Source organism: Pantoea sp. X-Soil-OKNW-556, from assembly GCF_059730695.1.
Genome location: NZ_AP035994.1, coordinates 143076 through 160111 on the forward strand (window position 1 = coordinate 143076; position 17036 = coordinate 160111).

At 55.8% G+C, this 17036-nt stretch carries 11 protein-coding genes; 9 read left to right on the forward strand and 2 right to left on the reverse strand.

Annotated features, from left to right (window positions below):
* Positions 1–8 precede the first annotated feature (8 nt).
* Together AC6I8T_RS27150 and AC6I8T_RS27155 are read right to left on the reverse strand one after the other, a co-directional pair.
* Complete coding sequence (locus AC6I8T_RS27150) at positions 9–1607, reverse strand: ABC transporter substrate-binding protein (protein ID WP_021185515.1); 1599 nt, start codon at positions 1605–1607, stop codon at positions 9–11.
* 21 nt (positions 1608–1628) lie between these two features.
* Positions 1629–2909 (reverse strand): M20 family metallopeptidase, encoded by a 1281-nt coding sequence (locus tag AC6I8T_RS27155; protein WP_497834898.1) that lies wholly within the window; start codon positions 2907–2909, stop codon positions 1629–1631.
* 79 nt (positions 2910–2988) lie between these two features.
* Here AC6I8T_RS27155 and AC6I8T_RS27160 point away from each other — a divergent pair, with 79 nt between their 5' ends.
* From AC6I8T_RS27160 to AC6I8T_RS27200, 9 genes are all read left to right on the forward strand, one after another.
* Positions 2989–3759: a GntR family transcriptional regulator gene (locus tag AC6I8T_RS27160; RefSeq protein WP_021185517.1), complete on the forward strand. Its 771-nt coding sequence runs from the start codon at positions 2989–2991 to the stop codon at positions 3757–3759.
* 74 nt (positions 3760–3833) lie between these two features.
* Complete coding sequence (locus AC6I8T_RS27165) at positions 3834–5918, forward strand: AAA family ATPase (RefSeq protein WP_497834899.1); 2085 nt, start codon at positions 3834–3836, stop codon at positions 5916–5918.
* A 33-nt stretch (positions 5919–5951) separates the two neighbouring features.
* Entirely contained in the window at positions 5952–6932 is a 981-nt protein-coding gene (locus AC6I8T_RS27170) for a helix-turn-helix transcriptional regulator (RefSeq protein ID WP_208727123.1), read from the forward strand.
* Positions 6929–8161 (forward strand): hypothetical protein, encoded by a 1233-nt coding sequence (locus AC6I8T_RS27175; protein WP_208727121.1) that lies wholly within the window; start codon positions 6929–6931, stop codon positions 8159–8161. Before AC6I8T_RS27170 ends, AC6I8T_RS27175 begins: the two co-directional genes overlap by 4 nt.
* A complete protein-coding gene (locus AC6I8T_RS27180) occupies positions 8158–10134 on the forward strand; it encodes a hypothetical protein (protein ID WP_497834900.1) in 1977 nt (658 codons plus the stop codon). Before AC6I8T_RS27175 ends, AC6I8T_RS27180 begins: the two co-directional genes overlap by 4 nt.
* The gene (locus tag AC6I8T_RS27185; RefSeq protein ID WP_497834901.1) at positions 10127–12661 is read left to right on the forward strand and encodes a helicase-related protein; all 2535 of its coding nucleotides are present in this window, start codon (positions 10127–10129) and stop codon (positions 12659–12661) included. Before AC6I8T_RS27180 ends, AC6I8T_RS27185 begins: the two co-directional genes overlap by 8 nt.
* Before the next feature lie 2 nt (positions 12662–12663).
* Positions 12664–15027 carry a dynamin family protein gene (locus AC6I8T_RS27190; protein ID WP_497834902.1) on the forward strand — a complete coding sequence of 788 codons (2364 nt, stop codon included), beginning with the start codon at positions 12664–12666 and terminating at the stop codon, positions 15025–15027.
* Positions 15024–15929: a diguanylate cyclase regulator RdcB family protein gene (locus tag AC6I8T_RS27195; protein ID WP_036627241.1), complete on the forward strand. Its 906-nt coding sequence runs from the start codon at positions 15024–15026 to the stop codon at positions 15927–15929. The genes AC6I8T_RS27190 and AC6I8T_RS27195 overlap by 4 nt, the downstream gene beginning before the upstream one ends.
* Complete coding sequence (locus AC6I8T_RS27200; RefSeq protein ID WP_497834903.1) at positions 15926–17011, forward strand: patatin-like phospholipase family protein; 1086 nt, start codon at positions 15926–15928, stop codon at positions 17009–17011. The genes AC6I8T_RS27195 and AC6I8T_RS27200 overlap by 4 nt, the downstream gene beginning before the upstream one ends.
* Positions 17012–17036 lie beyond the last annotated feature (25 nt).

Below are 17036 nucleotides of genomic sequence, written 5' to 3' on the forward strand. Positions count from 1 at the left end.
GTCGCTCCTTACACTGCGCGCTTGGGGGCTTTGTCGGTCAACCACGTATGGTCGAGACGGAACACCGCTCCGCGCGGATGCAGATGATAACCACCAACATAATCGCGGCTGGCTGCCAGCAGGTCGAAGAAGGTCGGGATCAGCGATGGCACCCCGTCATGCATCAGTTGTTGCGCTTTGCCATACAGCGAGGTGCGTTGGGCTTCGTCGTTGGTTTCTCGGGCGGCACTGACCGCAGCATCAAACTCCGCGTTGTTCCAGCGAGTTTCATTCCACGATGCAGTTGAGGTGTAGAGCAGCGAGAACACTGCATCCGGGGTGGGCTGCATGTTGTAAAAGCCGACGTAAAAGTTGCCTTTCTTCCACACCTGGTCGAGATAGGTGCTGTGCGCCATGGTCTGAACCTCGATGCGGAACCCTCCCTGTTTTGCCATTTCGCGCAGCGCGATACCCAACTGGGTACGGGTGGCCGGTTTGTCCGAGGCAATCAGGGTTAAATCGAGGCCGTTCGGATAACCTGCTTCCGCCAGCAGGGCCTTGGCTTTGCTGTAATCCACGGCCTTTTTCGCCAGGTTGGCGAAGTAAGGATAGGCGGCGTTAATCGGTGTATCGTTACCTGGCGAACCCAGACCATCCGCCACGAAATCCACGGATGCCTGGCGATCGACGCACAGCGCCAGCGCCTGACGTACGCGTTCATCATTGAACGGTTTCTGATCGCAACCCATGTTGACATTGAGGAACTGACCGGAGGCCACCCGTAGCGGCAGCACACCGGATGATTTAGCAAGACGAGCAAATTCACTCGACTGCGCACTCAGCATCAGATCGGTGTCACCGGAGATTAACGCTGAGCTTTCGGCAATACCGTCGGGATAGACCACCACCTCCACGCCATCCAGATACGGACGTGCCGGGTCGTAATAATGTGGGTTACGCGCCACCACAATTTTGCGTTCAGGATCGTAGGACACCAACTGGAAGGGACCGGCACCCAGCGACGCTTTGCTGAGTTTGTCAAACTGCCCTTGGGCTATGCTGGCTGGAATAATTTTCGCATCGGGATAGGCGAGCATCACCGGCAAGTCGGCATAGGGTGCATCCGTTTCAATCAGCACCGTGTTGCTGTCTTTAGCGCTGACCGCTTTAATCGGCCCGATGTTATGCAGGGCTGGCGAGGCATTTTTCGGGTCGAGCAACGCTTGCAGACTGGCGACCACGTCGGCGGAGGTCAAGGCTGAACCATCGCTGAATTTCAGATTCGGACGCAAGGTAAAGGTCCATTGTTTCAGGTCGACGCTGGCTTGCCAGGATTGCGCCAAATCCGCTTCGGCTTTCATCTCCTGGGTCAAACGCGTCAGACCGCTATACAGCAGCTCCGCCACAAGATATTCCGGGTTAACGCGTACCTGGTGGGGATTCAGCACGCTGACTGCCTGATCAACGCTGATGCGCAATACACCACCCTTACGCGGGGTACCGCCCGGTGTGGCGCTGGCGACCTGCGCGGCATGGGCTGAGAACGACCAGGGTATCATCGCCGCGCCGGTCAGAGCGGTTGAGCTGGCGATAAACTGTCTGCGGTTTAACCCTTTCATTGCACACATCTTCTCTTCCTCGTTAGTTTGTTAACTACCCTGGGGTTGCTGAAAATCATCGGCGAGATACGCCAGAATCGACTGCGAAAGCGCCATGACATCTGCCATCGTTGTGTACTCATCGGCGGCATGAATGCGGTTGTCGGGACGGGCCAGGCCGCCCAGTAAAATCTCCTGAATACCGGCTTGCTGTACCCACCCCATATCGGAGCTGGTCGAGGATCCCCAGGGTTTAAATTCTTCAGCGTTAAAGCCAAACCCCTGACTCAGTGCTGCCTGCCAGCGTGGCCAATGGGGTCCAACGGGATCGCTCACCGGAGCCAGGTGCCCAATCATTTGCAGGGTGACATCAAGGGCGGCGCTGTCCTGCATGGCGTTATGCACGCAGAGGGTCAACTCCTGCCAGACTGCGTCAAAGGTTTCTTCGGGGGCGTAGCGGCGATTAATCAGCAGCTCAAAACGTTCGGGAAGGGTGGAACCTTTGCTACCGCCGTGGGCGGCCGCCAGTGTCAGGCGTGAGGTGAGTGGTTTACCGTGATAATGCGGTGGTGCAGGCATCGCAGAGGTGCGTTGTTCAACTTCGGCTTTCAGCTGATACAAGGCATTCATCAGTGGCAGCGCGCTCTCAATGGCATTAATACCGTTAACCGGATCGCCCGAGTGTGCCGAGCGTCCGGTAATAATCACTTTGAGATCGATACTACCGAAACAACCTGACCAGATACGTGGCACCGCCCCGCCGTTAAAGCTAAGTAAATGGCCTGCGAAGTGCTGCTGCTCAGCAAGATACCGAATGCCGGGATAGAGCCCACCCTCTTCATCGGTACAGAGTAAAAACACCGGGTTGAAACGCAAAGGCAGATCGCAGGCCTGAGCGGCACGAATCGCCGCCATCGCCGCCACAATCGTCCCTTTCATATCCGCCGCGCCGCGGCCAAACAGCTTGCCTTCCGCCTCCGTAAGCGCCAGCGGTGAGAAGCGCCAGCCATCACCAGCAGGCACGGTATCGGTATGAAAGTAGAGATTACAGTTTTCAGCTGCACCCGCGTCGAGCGATGCCAACAGATTGACCCTTTCGCCATGCGCACTGCCATCAGGCGCTTGCCACAAATGTTGCGGCACAGACACGCGCTGGAAGCTGAATTTCATGGGCGCTAACAACTGCGTCATCAGATCGGCAAACTGCGCGTAACCGTTGCCGGGTGGAAAGCAGGTATCCACCGCCAACATCTGTCGCATGTCATCGGTGATCTGATCCCCATCTTGAGTTATCTTCTCTAACGCGTTGTTAAAGCGGGAATTATCTGTCATAGGTATATCGTCTTTTGCATTTCTATATAGTTTATAGATAATGCAATTCAACGATTCAGGTCAATCGGTAATCATAAACATGCAAAAAAACTATGACGCAGGCGATGCGCAACCTTTCGCCCGGTTAAACGAGGGAGAAGGCGCGCCGCTTTATGAAGTGGTGAAGCGCCATATCAGTGAATCCATCCTGCAAGGTGAGCTACCGGCGGGGACCATCTTGCCCAGTGAAAACAGCCTGGCAGCAAATTTTGGCGTGTCGGTTGGTACGGTGCGTAAAGCGCTGGCAGCGTTGACCACGGAAGGGATGCTGATGCGTCGCCGCAAAACCGGCACGGTGGTGACCGGCTGGGCGCCCCTGCATAACCTCAGCCACTTTTTCCAGTACTTTCGTCTGCATGACAAAGCGGGTGGCCTGCTGCGCTCCGAGACGCAGTTGCTTGATTATCAGCGCAGTGGCGCCAGTGAAACCGAAGCGGAAAAGCTCCAGATTGGGGTGGGTGATGAAGTCATCCGGTTAAAACGCTTGCGCCGGGTAAAAGGCATCGCCGCCATGCACGAAACCCTGGTGTTACCTGCCGCGCGCCTGCCTGATTTTCCTTCCGCCGAACAATTACCTCCCCTGCTTTATCGCTTTTTGTTTGAGCGCTACGACCTGCGCGTTGCTGCCGTAAGGGAACAGATTACCGCCACGCTGGCAGACCAACAGGACGCCGCGTGGTTAGAAGTGGCGTTGCCGCATGCAGTGATGGTGATTGATGAAGTCTCTTTCGACCAAAGCGCGATCCCGGTGATCCTGGCGCATCATCGTTTCAGTACCGAGCATTTTATGTATGTGAATGAGGTGCGGTAAGCAGCGGTTAAAAATCGCCTGCGACACAAGTTGTCATATCGGGGAGGACAATTGGCGTTTTAAAGGAGAGAACCATGCTAAACGCCAAAATGATTGAACAGCAACCGACCCCGGAAAACCAACACACTCTCGAGCTGTGGATCTATCGTCTGTTATTCCGCCTGGGTACCCATAAGCAATTTATCACCCAGCATGGCTTCAGCCATCCGGCGTTAGCGGAATTTTTCCATCTCACCCACTATCAGGATCACGAATTTACGCCGCAGTTACAGCAATCGATTTTGCGGGAACTCCGTCTGCGTCATGCTGAACGGGAACAACAATTCGACTCATCCCCCTTTTCGGTCTTTCAACAGGCGGTAGCCACCTTAGCCAGCCGCATTGAACTGAATGCGGCTGAAAGCGCCATTCTGGCATTCACATTACAACTCCATCAGGAACGCTTGCTGGATGAAACTGCGGACTGGCTAGGGTTGGTGACCTCGGTCAATGTGTACCGAATCCTGGCGACTTTGCTCGATTTCCCGGAAAGCGAGATGCGTGCTGCGCTTGGTGCCGACAGTTTATTGATGCAAACCGGCTTGATCAGCCTGGAAACCAGCGGCTCGCACTCGCTGCGTAATAAGCTCGAACCCTTTTCACCCACGCTGTGTGAACGCTTGTATGCCGGTGAGACCGAGCCTGCCAGATTATTGCAGGGCATCATTACACGCTGTGAGCCTGCACAGCTCAGCTTCAATGATTACGCCCATCTGCCTGCGGTTAACGTGGTGCGCCAGTGGCTGGATGTTGCGCTGCAATCAGGTCGGGTGGGGGTCAATATTCTGATCCACGGTCAACCCGGCACCGGGAAAAGCCAGCTTTGTCGCCTGCTGGCAGATGAACTGGACAGTACGATTTATGAAGTGGCCAGCGAAAATGCGGCCCTGCGCCCGATTCAGGGTAGCCGCCGCTTGCACGCCTGTCGGGGAGCGCAACGTTTCTTTCGTGGCGAGAAAGCCCTTGTCTTGCTCGATGAGGCGGAAGATGTGTTTATGGAAAGCGCGGGAACCTTCAGTGGGCTGTCACAACCGGTACCAAAGGCGTGGATTAATCGTTTGCTGGAAGAGAACGCCGTCCCGACGTTATGGGTGTCCAACGATATCAGCGTCATGGACCCGGCGTTTATTCGCCGCTTTGATATCGTGGTTGAGTTGACCTCTCCCCCCCTGCAACAACGGGAAACCCTGCTTCAGGAAACCTGCGGCACCCTACTCACCCCTGGCGAAATTTCTCAGTTGGCCAGCACGCCGTGGCTGACACCTGCGGTAGTGGAGCGCGCCGGAACAGTCATGACCACCCTTAGCGCCACATTGCCGGACGAAAAGGCCAATGAATCTTTAATCTATTTAATCAATAACACCCTAAAGGCTCAGGGGCATGCGCCGATAAGACCAACAAGTAAAGCCAGCAAACCTGCCGTTTATGATATCGCGTTTATTAACAGTGATATCTCACTTGGCGCGGTAACGACCAACCTTTCGCCGCATGATTCGGCGCGCTTTTGTCTGTATGGCCCGCCGGGAACCGGTAAAACAGCCTGGGCGCAGTGGTTAGCCACTCAGTTGGCATTACCGTTGATGGCGAAAACACCGTCGGATTTTTTTGGTCGCTATGTTGGTGAGAGCGAACAGAATATTGCGGCGATTTTTGAACAGGCCAGACGCGATAAGGCTGTGCTGCTGATTGATGAGATCGACAGTTTTCTCGCGACCAGGGATGGCTGTCAGCATCGTTGGGAGGTGAGTTGCGTGAACGAAATGCTCAGTCAGATCGCGCACTTTGACGGGATTTTAATCACTACCACCAACCGTTTTGAGGTGCTGGACGCCGCAGCCTTGCGCCGTTTTGATCTCAAGGTCCGGTTTAATTATCTCTGCGATTACCAGTCCGTGGCCCTGTTGAATCTTTACTGTGACAAGTTACAGCTGGGGGAAGCGTCTTCTGCGGCGGTCACTGCTTTAACCAAATTATACGAATTGACCCCGGGAGACTTTTGCGCGGTGGCGCGTCAACACAGCATCACCCCCTTTAGCTCCGCGAGTGATTTTGTTACCGCGCTGAAAACGGAATGCTGGCTCAAAAAACGCGATAAGCCGGCTATTGGTTTTTTGCATTAAACCGCGCCGGATAAATAACACAGGGAATCAAACGTGGCTAAAAGACCCGAGACAATAGAAACCACATTGCTGGCCATCGAGTTATTGCGACGCATTCCGCGCGGCCGAAAAATTACCGCCCGCGAACTGCATGAACAGTTAAGTCATGCAGGCATTGAGCGCGATCTGCGCACCATCCAGCGCCATCTGGAGATGCTGTGTAACCATTTTGATATTGAATGCGACTTACGCAATCGCCCCTATGGTTATCGCTGGTTAGAGAATTCTCGCGGCGTGTCGCTGCCGGTGTTAAACCCGCAGGAATCGCTGCTGTTGGCGATGGCGGAAGCGCACCTCAAACCCATTCTGCCGACCCGGTTGATCAAATCCATGACCGGTTTTTTTACCCAGGCGCAACGCAATCTGCATGCCAGTGGACAAAGTCGTCTCGAAGCGGAGTGGCCAGATAAGGTCCGCGTCGTGGCAACCAGTCAGCCACTGTTGCCACCCCCCATCGCGGAGGGGGTGTTTGAAGCCGTGAGCGAGGCGCTGTATCTCAATCGCTGGCTAAAACTGACCTACCGTAACGCAGCAGGTCGCGAGAGTGAAAACAAGGTCATGCCGCTGGGTCTGGCGCAGCAAGGGCCGCGTTTGTATCTGGTGTGCCGTTTTGACGGTTACGACAATGAACGCAGCCTGGCACTAAACCGCATTCTGGCGGCCAGCGTCAGCACCTTCAGCTTTGAGCGGCCGGCCGGGTTCAACCTGAAAAAATATGATGATGATGGCCGTTTTGGTTTTGGTGAGGGCCATCAGATCTACCTGACTTTTGAAATTGACCGGGCGGCCGGGCTGCATCTGCTTGAGTCCCCGCTGTCGATCGACCAGACCCATCGCGAAATCCCGCCCGACCGGCTGGAGATTTCCGCCACCGTGGTTGATAGCGCCATGTTGCAATGGTTTCTGGCGGCATTTGGTGATGCGGTAAGTCATGTACAACGCCAACCCGTGACAGAAGGCGATGCCATACGATGAACAGCATGACCTGGGGCTTGTGTGCGCCTGCCACTGTCCCCTCCATCCGCAGAACCCGCACGCTGCAACTGAACGAGATAGCCGCACGTTTCAATCAGCTTGCCGTACCGGGCCTCGGCGGGGTGTGGTTTGCCCGGCAAATCGTTATGGCCTTACAGGGTGTGTGGATTGCGCGCCAGTTAAATAACGGCACCAGCAATATTGAAGCGGCGAACGCGATTGAGGCGCTAAGCTGCTGGAAGGGATATGTTGAGGGAAAGCAGAGAGATGCGCGTCTGCGCGGTTTTAACAAGATTCGCAAACTGCATGCCAAAGACCTGACGTTTAACGCTGCCCGGAAACGGACATTTTATGTCACCATTCCAATGCGGATGGGGACGGTTGAGGCGTTACCCGCGCTGGGTTTTGTCACTCCACAACGCAGCTTTAACGCGTTCGACTGCACCGCCACAGGCGAACAACTGCTCAGGCTGGATAAAGGGCAACAGGCGTTGTTCACCCGCTGGATCGCCGCGCCAGACTCGATAGCCACCAGGGCGGTGCAGCCTTCGTACGAAGCGCTGTCATCGGATGCCTGTCAGCTGATTCGAAGCCAACTGCAACACGCGGGGAGCGAAACGGATAGCCAGCGGCGCAGTGCTGCTCTGGCCTGGATGGATCGGCTGCGCCAGTCACGCCCCGCGCGCATCCGTTGGGAAAAGCGTCCGGCAGAGATTACCGTTGAACACTGGCATGATTTGCAAGCCGGCGCGTATTTTTTTGCCACCCGCGCTGCCGCGCTGGAACTGCTGGAGCGTCTCGAAGTCGAGATGGCGCAACACCACTCCGGTGTGTGTCACGATTTACGCTCCCCTCTTTCGCCGCCTCTGCTGGATGCGATACAGCATTTGCGCCAGCGCGCGCAGGCATTTTTGCTGTTGCAGCATCCTGACGCGGCAGCCAGGCAGTTCTGCCATGAATGTGACCAGCCACCCGCAGCTGTGTTGCGCGCACTGGTGGAGCGCGATGGCCATATCCTGAAACTCAACGCTGAACAGATTGAACCCGGTAACGCCTTTCGGGGAAATAGCGCTGCTGACACGAACCAGGACGAGGACGCGGTGGAACCGCCATCTGCGCAGGACTTCTGGCCCGAACATCTCTCCAGGCGGATGCACAATCTTTTTTTACTCAATCTGGACCTGCATGGTGAGCTGTCGGCCTGGCTCGATAAGGGGAAAGTCGCATGACCGGTTATGCAAAACTGCCCCCGTCACTGGTCGACTACTTTGATGCGCCTCGCGGCTACACTGGGCATTTCGGCTGGTTGTGCGGCTATTCAGCCAGCGAGGATTTTCTGGAGTCGGCGCTGGATCGCTTCACCGGTCTGAATAAGGCAGCGCGTGCGCATCATGGACATAGCAAGCTGGCGCTGTTTCTGGATGCGGGCAATCGGTTTATTTCGCCGCTGACGGTGCCCGGCGTGATGCATTGTCAGATGTCTGCCGCACCGCCACTTAATCTTCTCCATGCCAAAGTCGCGCTCCTCGGGTTCAAACCCCATGATGAACAACATGGCTGGCGCTTGCGGCTGTTGGTCAGCACTGGCAACTGGACCCGGCAATCCCTGGAGGAGAGTCTCGATCTGGTCTGGTGCCTCGACCTTTCCGCGGAAGCCTTACATCAGCCGGGAGAGGCATGGCGGCAAAGCTGTGCCGATTTCCGGGCTGCACAGATGCTCTTTGATGAGATTGCCGGTTGGTGTGATACCTCACTGCTTTCTCTGACCATCAATGATCAACCTACCCTCAGCAGCCTTGCACGGCGGGAAGTGGAGTCCTGGCTCAGCCAATGCCGCAAATACGCCAGGGGCACCCCACGGTTGGTGGATAACCGCAGGACATCGCTGTTTAGCCAACTCAAGCGCTGGCTTTCCGATGCGGAACGACAGGGAAAGCGTAATTATCTGGCGATGGGGTCTGGCTTCTATGAAGGCGGTAACGGCTCGGCGCCGCTGGTGCCAGAAAAAATTGTGCAACTGTTACAGGAAACGGCGGCATTAACCCATAGCGCGCAGATTGATCTGTACGTTAATCCGCACGCCTGCCAGGCCGTCGCCCAGCGTGTCGAAGCCTTGCAAGCACAGGGCATGACCATCAGGCCGCCCGCCCAACTCCGCCAGGTTGAGCGCACGCTGCATGCCAAATTCATTTTCAGTGCCAATCATCGCAGCGTGAGCGACATGCTGACACGCGGTTGGTTATATCTGGGATCCGGCAACCTCACCGGACCGGGGTTTATGCAACGCATGAAACCCGCCGTGGGTAATCTGGAGGCGGGGGTGTTCTTTTGCCCTGACCGCCTGGCGAAGACCTCCGCCGGGAAACAGCCAGCAGAGAACACCCTGAGCTGGTTGCTGCCCATTCAATCCGACGGCGACTGTGACGATCTGTCAATTCCCTTGCAGGCTGGTGAGGAGATGACTGAACGCCCTCCTCACTATGCACCGCCCATCAGTGGGTTGCTATGGCAACCTGGCGCGGGGAATCAGGGGCTGCTTTCCCCACCCTCTGCTTCGCCGATAACGATCACCGTGCTGGATATGGCGGGCGTGCCCTGCCCTGAAGTGACGCAGGGGTTTGTCTGGCAGGGTGAAATGCCACGCAGCGTGAGCATCCGTTGGCAGTCAGAGGGGGTTAGCTTCGGGGCGGATATCCCGGTTATGGATGAACTGGGTCGTATTGCCGCCACGCCGCTGCGCCAACTGAACCTCGATGAGGTGCTTTGGCAGTTATCCCATTTCCCCCAACCACCTGACCTTGATGTTGTTGACCCGGAAGGTGAGCAAGCTGGCCTGCTCCCCGACATGCTGCAAAGTCACCCCGAGGACATGTCACTGACTTCACAACCGATCCGCCAGGTGATGTCCCTGATCGAAGGGATTGCCGAGTGTCAGACCCGTCTGAGTGAAGATCAATGGCTTTACTGGTGCCGTAGCCTTGAGCAAACGTTGCTCCAGGCCAGCGGCAACGCCGATTTGGCCCGTTTCACCGATTTGGGCATTAACCCGTTGAGTGCGTTAAAAGCCGCGCCTTTCCGCCCGGCGTTTGCCGAAGATGACGACAGCCTGCCGGGTCAGGATTATTTGCAGATGTTGCGACGTATCGAAACGGCCTGGGGTGTCAGTGATCTGCACGCTTTTGCGGAGACAGCCAATGAATAACAGTTTCGCCGGTTGGCCGGTGGTGGCGCAATCACTGCGCGCGGTGGTGAAGAACGACGTCGCGTTAAATGCCGGGCAGAAAGCGACGTTGTTGGCGATAGCCGCAAGAATTGAGCAGCACGGCGTGATTCTGGCCGATGAAGTGGGTATGGGCAAAACTCGCATTGCCACCACGCTGGCCCAATGCGTTATGGCTGCGGGAGGCCGGGTGGCGATACTGATCCCCGGTGGGTTGGCGGCCAACTGGCGTGCTGAGTTGCAGGTCTCGGGCATTACGCCGGGTGCGCCTTTGTTAAGCCTGCGGCAATACAAAGCGGCCTGGCACGCGGAGGCGGCCTCACGCCCCTGGTTTGAAGAACCCTGCCTGATGATCTCTCATGCGATGGCCAACTGGCGTCTGGGCAGGAACAGCCTTGAATGGCGCTGGGGATGGCTTCCGGCGGTGGTTCACCGCTGGCGGGACAAAACCGATTGTCCCCAGTTATCCACCCCTGAACTCAGCCAGGCGGCGCGACTGATTTGCCAGGCGATCCGCCGCCTGCCCGCAGCACATCCCGCCCGCAAGCGAATCAATCAGCTGGTCAAAGAGGTGGGTAATCAGCCCCGATATTCCGAGCAAAACTATGCGGTCGGTTCGCCACAACGTCGCCAGCTTGCGACCAGTGTCGGATTGGGGCTGGGGACCTTTGAGTTAATCATTGTCGATGAAGCTCACAAAAGTCGGGGATCAGACAGCAGCCTCAACCGTTTGTTGGAAGAGGTGATTCAACCGGCTCACGACGCCCGCCGTCTGGCGATCAGTGCCACGCCGATTGAGCTGGACAGCCATCAATGGCAGCAGATGCTGAGCCGCATTGAGGTTAACGCGACACCCCTGCTGCCAGTGATTGGTGAGTATCAATCCGCGGTGGCAGAGATTCGCCATGACTATGCCGACAGTCGGGTACAGCAACGCTATCGTCAGGCCGCTGCCGCTTTCGAGCAGGTGCTTGCCCCTTATCTGCTGCGGCGTGACAAGCGTGAAGACGAGCTGGTGCAAAAATTCCATCAACATGCCGGACAGGCTTACCGGCGTGAACAGGAAATCGTGGTGGATACCTTCACCCTGCCGATGAACTGGAAACAGGCCGTCTGTGCCGCAGAAGCGCTCTCCTTTGTCAGTCGATTACATGAAAACAGCAGCGCCAAACGGGTACGGCTGACCTTCGGCAACGGTCATGGCATCTCCTCTCTGCTTAATCATCCTCAGGAAGACGAAGATGAGAAGGAACCCGCCGTTGTGCTGGACGACAAACGCCAGCAACGCGCGGCGTGGTGGCAGCAGCGGCTGAGTGCCGCCATGCAGGCGGATGCAGGCGGTTCATTGTTTAACCACCCTGCGATTCTGGCGACCGTAAAAGCCGTCGAAGCGGTCTGGGACAGTGGGGAAAAGGTGCTGGTGTTTGGTCGTTTTACCCAGCCGATGTCTGCCTTAACGAAGTTACTGAATGCGCGTGCCATGTTACGCACGCTGGCGGCGGGTAAAGAATACTGGCCACAGGAAAAAGTGCATGCCGATGAATGGCTTGCCATCCAACATGCCTGGCGTCAGTTGTATCACGGCGAAGCAAACAAGCGTGAAATCGACGACCAACTGGGTAAACAGTACAAAAAACTCGAACAGCAGCGACGTTCGTTGCGCAGTCATCTCCTTTCCCTGTTGAAACAAGGCATTGCTGCTGGCAACGACCTGAGCCTGCAAGCGGTATTCACGGTATTTGAGCAATCGGTGGCGCTTGAGCGGCAAACCAACGATTTGACCAACGTTGCCAATGCGCTCTACGCACTAACCGGTTCCGCAGAGGAGCGGCGTTCACCTTCACATCTTGCTGAAGCCTTTGGCGAGTTGGTGAACGCGGCACGCAACCGTGACCATATCGAGCCGGTTGACGAGGATGAAGATGAGAGCCAACTGGCGGAACAACGCTGGCAACGGGTGCTGGAGATTCTTCAGGAGGAGTTCAGCCGACGCGAAAGTGGCTTTGCCCGACTGATGGACGGCAAAACCTCAACGGCGACCCGTAATCTCCTCAACCTGGCCTTTAACCGCCAGCACAGTCGACCTGGTGTGCTGGTGGCTCAGTCGCGGGTCGCCAGGGAGGGACTGAACCTCCATTTGGCCTGCCGCACGGTGATTATGCTGCATCTGGAGTGGAATCCCGGTGTGGCAGAACAACAAATTGGCCGGGTCGATCGTTTAAATAGCCTGTGGCACAAACTGTTGGACGAGGCACTGGCCGCAGGTAAACGCGGGGCTGCGTTGCCGACGATTAATTTCTCCCCGGTTATTTTCAAAGGCACCTACGACGAACACCACTGGCAGGTTTTACGCCAGCGTTGGGACAATTTACGCGCCCAACTGCATGGCAATCCTTTTCCCGTCAGTGCACTACAGGGGGATGCCACTGGCCGGGAGGTTATGCAGTCAATGCTCGATGCCGCACCAAATTTTTCCCCGCTGCGCAAAGTTAACGTTTACAAGGGATAGATATGCACGAAACCACCATCGCTCTGCTTTGTGATGAAGCCAGTCGCTTGTTGCAACTGAATATTGATCTGTTGCACAAGATGACCGATGAACCTCAAATGCTGCCAGAGACAAAACCGGGTGACCAGGAACAGTTATTTGATCGCCAGCAAGCGGCGAAGAAGAGAGAAGAACTGGCCGGGGAACAACAAAAAATCGCCCAAAGAGAGATGGTGTTGGCGATTGTCGGCACCATGAAAGCCGGTAAATCCACCACCATTAACGCGATTGTTGGCAAAGAAATTCTGCCTAACCGTAATACGCCAATGACGTCCGTACCGACCCTGATCCGTCATGTGCCAGGTAAGATTACCCCGGATTTAACCGTGCGTAACACTGAGGTGCTGCGGTCGCTGCTGGCTGAGTTAAAGGAAAAAACCGCTGGTGATAAAGCGAGAAAAGGCCTATTCGGCCTGATGAAAGATGACGAGAAGAGCAGGCTGCTCAATGTTATCCGCGATCAGCACTGGCTACAGGACAATTATCACGGGGAAGAGGCCATCTTTTCCTTCCTGAACCATCTGAATGATCTGGTGCGTTTGTCCGGTGAGCTGAACGTGACTTTTCCTTTTGACGCGTTTAATGAATTCCACGAATTACCGCTGATTGAGGTGGAATTTAGCCATTTAACAGGTATGGATGACAGCCAGGGCACCCTCACCCTGCTGGATACCCCAGGCCCTAATGAGGCGGGTCAACCGCATATCCAGGCGATGATGCGCGAGCAGTTGCAAAAGGCTTCAGCGGTGCTGGCGGTGCTGGATTACACACAATTAAATTCGCTGGCCGACCAGGAAGTACGCAACGAGTTGAATGCGTTCACCGCCACCGCGGCGGGACGTCTTTTTGTGTTGGTGAATAAGTTTGATCAGCAAGACCGCCACAGCGATGATGAAGCAACGGTGAAACGCCGGGTGCCGTTGATGTTTGATGATCATGTGGTGAGCGCTGAACGGGTTTATCCGGGGTCGGCGCGTCATGCTTACCTGGCAAACCGTGCCAGAAGTACGCTCAACCGTGGCGGCTCACTCTCGGCCAGTGAAGAGTGGGTGGCCGATTTTGCCCAACTGGCTTACGGACGTCGCTGGAAGGAAAAACTCGCTGACCGGGCGCAAACGTTGAGCCTTGCTGAAGACATCTGGCAGGAATCTTTGTTGGAACAATTGATTACCGAAGTGGTTCAGGCAGCACATAACAAAGCTGCCGCGCTGGCCGTCGATTCTGCGGTGGCCAGGCTGGTGCAAAATGCGCAAGAGGTCAGCGCTTATCTCGCGGTTCGTCATCAGGGACTCAACGCTGACGTGGAAGCGTTGCAGCAGCAAATTGATGCGTTGCTCACCGACAGCGCGGCAATCACTTCGCACCAGCAAGTTATCGCTGAGGAGGTGACGGCCTCCCAACATCGTATTGAACAACAAACGGTTGAGTTGCTCGATGACGTGCAGCAGCAACTGGCGGATGAGATTGCCTGTTACTTTCGTGAAGGTAAGTTACGGGACGAACGCGATCCCCGACAGCAACGTACTGCCTCGCCAACCGAATCGTTTATGCACTTTTTTGCGCAGGGTCATGCAGATGGCAGAGACTTTGATCCCCGCCAGCCGATGGTTAAATTCAGTAGCCGCAAACAAGCTGAAGATTTTATTACCAACGTCGAAAACGCGATGAAGACGTTACTCACCCCGATTGAAGAAGAGGTAAAAACCCGGCTGAACGCCATTGTTTCCGGCATTGAGCAGAGTTTCCAGGGTAACGCCATGTCTGCCGTGGCAGGCATCGCGCAGCAAATCAATACGCGCCTTGGCGAGGAGGGTTTCTCGATGACGATCGCGTTCCCCGAGGTTGCCCATTTACAAGCCAATCTGGCGGTGCAAACGCGCATCGCTCATCTGCTGGAAGCCAAAAAAATCCGTGAATCCCGTCGTCGTCGTGCTGATGGGGTATGGGGTACCGTGTGTGGCTGGTTTGATTCCAGTGACTGGGGCTGGGAGGAATTCAGCGTTGATGTGGTGCAAGCCGAGGTGGATGTCAGAAAAATAAGGGAAGAGATCACCACGCATACCGATCAGTATTTTGCGGAGTTGGAAAGCCACATCGAGGCGCAAATCATCAATCCGATCATCAACGAAATCAACCAGTTCTTTGAGCAATTCAGAAGCAAGGTGGAGCAACTACGCAATACGCTGATCCAAAGCACTGAGGATCAACGTGCTGATCAGCAACAACGGCTGCAACTGACCCGCTGCTTGCAGGAGCTGCAACAACTGACGCCGGAGTTAATGCGTGACGCGAAAGCGTTAAAAGACGAACTGGGGATGGTTTTCTGATGTCGCTATTTAAACAATGTTTTCCCGAGATGCAGGCATGCCAGGTACTGGAGAGTATTCCGGAAAAGTTTATCGTGGATTTCGCCAACGGTCTTGATGTGGTTGATGATCATCTGCGCCATCAGCAAAACCGTCCCTTTTTCCAGCGGCTTAAAGAGGGGATAAGTGGTCAGTCTGCGGCACGCCAGCAGGCGATCAATGCCGCTGTGCATGACGGATTGCAGGCTTCGCTCACCTGGTTGACCGAATTGACGCTTTCTCAGGCTAAAACCAATTTCGCCGTGTCGCAGGTGAACGATCGGGTTAATGCCCTGATGCAGGACACGGCCAACATCGCCCATTATTCTGCGGATACGCGCGAGTTACTGCTCGAACTGTCCGACAAAGTCCATCTGTGGATGGCAAACAACGATGAACAGCTGAAGCGTATCGACAGCGTTCAGCGCGGTCAGTTGCATCTTGATCGCGTCCTTTCTCAGTGGAGCGCAGGCCGTTATGCCGCCATTCCCATCGCCAGTCGTTGCTACGTGGCGCTGGAGGAGTTGCGTTGGGGGGCATTCGGCGAGGTGATTCGCGACGGTGAGGTGCAACAAAGTCAGCAATTGATCGAAACGCTAAAAAATCGTGTGCTGACGCAGATGGCGCAGGATTATGGCCGTAATGGCCACGCACGCCATGACATCCGTAACTGGTTGAGCTGGCAGCAGGATACGCTGCAAACCCCTGACTGGCCGGAAACCCTCAGTTGGCTGGCTGACTGGAGTACCGATGTGCGTCAGCCGATGTGCCGGGCAGTGACGCAACCCGGAGCCGCATTGCCGCTGCGCATCCCACGCATTTGTTCAGCAGAACGTATTGCCGCTACCCTGGTCGATGAAGTCTTTAGCAAGGAGCACGCATGAATCAGACACTTAAGGTAGGACTTGCCCTCTCTGGCGGTGGTGCCATTGGTGCGTATCAGGTCGGCGTAGTCAACGCCCTTGCTGAATCCGGTACCCAGGTGGATGTGATTGCCGGTGCCAGTATTGGTGCGCTGAATGGCGCGATTCTCGCCTCGTCGCCTTCGCTGGATGCCGGTGCCGCGCGCCTGCGGGAGATATGGCAACACTTAGGCGGCAACAACGTTCTGCAACTGAATAAATCGATCTATCTGCGCTTTATCACCCAGTTTGGTCTGTCGATGGGGCTGACTCCGGTGTTAGGCAAAATGGGTTGGTTGGTCAGCAATTTGATGGCACAACTGGGCGTCTCCAGGCTGAGCACTCTCCAGCAGGATGAATCCTTATTGTCGGATCAGCCGCTGATGGACTTGATGAACCGGTTTCTGGCACCCGACGAGTTAGCGAGCGGCATTCCGTTGCATGTTTCTCTGTATCCAACGGACGGGGGTATTGCCGATATCCTGCGCTGTTTACTGGCTGAGGTTGGGGTAAGTGAAACTAATGCCTCAGAATTTCAACTCGTGCAGGCGCTGCCAACAGCGCTGCAAAAGGAGGCGCTGTTGGCTTCGGCTGCTCTGCCGTTGTTGTTCAAACCACGCGAGATTAACGGCAAGCGTTACAGTGATGGCGGGATGGGCGGGTGGAGCACCGTACAGGGCAACACCCCGGTCACGCCGCTGGTTGCAGCCGGTTGTAACTGCATAATCGTTACCCATCTGAGTGACAGTTCATTATGGGATCGCCACTCATTTCCTGACACCACGATCCTCGAAATCAGGCCGCGAACCACGTTACGCCGTAATCAAGGGGCGCTGGGTGGCGCGAAAGACCTGCTGGGCTTTAGCGCAGAGAATATCCAGTCGTGGAGCGAGCAGGGTTATCTGGACACGATCGCTGCACTGGAGCGCATTAAGGCTCCCATGCAGGCGCGCCAGCAGTTAAAGGCATCACATACGCGTTGGGATGAAAGCACCTCACACGATAGCGAAAGCCAGGTTCGGTTACAGGATGCACTGGCGCGGATAAAACCATCGGGACGGTGATGACGGCTGGTTTGTCATTTTTTTG

Excerpts from the sequence above, each read along its gene's own strand:
- AC6I8T_RS27165 (WP_497834899.1), top strand. The coding sequence starts at position 3,834 with ATGCTAAACGCCAAAATGATTGAACAGCAACCGACCCCGGAAAACCAA.
- AC6I8T_RS27190 (WP_497834902.1), top strand. The coding sequence starts at position 12,664 with ATGCACGAAACCACCATCGCTCTGCTTTGTGATGAAGCCAGTCGCTTG.
- AC6I8T_RS27200 (WP_497834903.1), top strand. The coding sequence starts at position 15,926 with ATGAATCAGACACTTAAGGTAGGACTTGCCCTCTCTGGCGGTGGTGCC.
- AC6I8T_RS27150 (WP_021185515.1), bottom strand. The coding sequence starts at position 1,607 with ATGTGTGCAATGAAAGGGTTAAACCGCAGACAGTTTATCGCCAGCTCA.
- AC6I8T_RS27185 (WP_497834901.1), top strand. The coding sequence starts at position 10,127 with ATGAATAACAGTTTCGCCGGTTGGCCGGTGGTGGCGCAATCACTGCGC.
- AC6I8T_RS27155 (WP_497834898.1), bottom strand. The coding sequence starts at position 2,909 with ATGACAGATAATTCCCGCTTTAACAACGCGTTAGAGAAGATAACTCAA.
- AC6I8T_RS27180 (WP_497834900.1), top strand. The coding sequence starts at position 8,158 with ATGACCGGTTATGCAAAACTGCCCCCGTCACTGGTCGACTACTTTGAT.
- AC6I8T_RS27175 (WP_208727121.1), top strand. The coding sequence starts at position 6,929 with ATGAACAGCATGACCTGGGGCTTGTGTGCGCCTGCCACTGTCCCCTCC.
- AC6I8T_RS27160 (WP_021185517.1), top strand. The coding sequence starts at position 2,989 with ATGCAAAAAAACTATGACGCAGGCGATGCGCAACCTTTCGCCCGGTTA.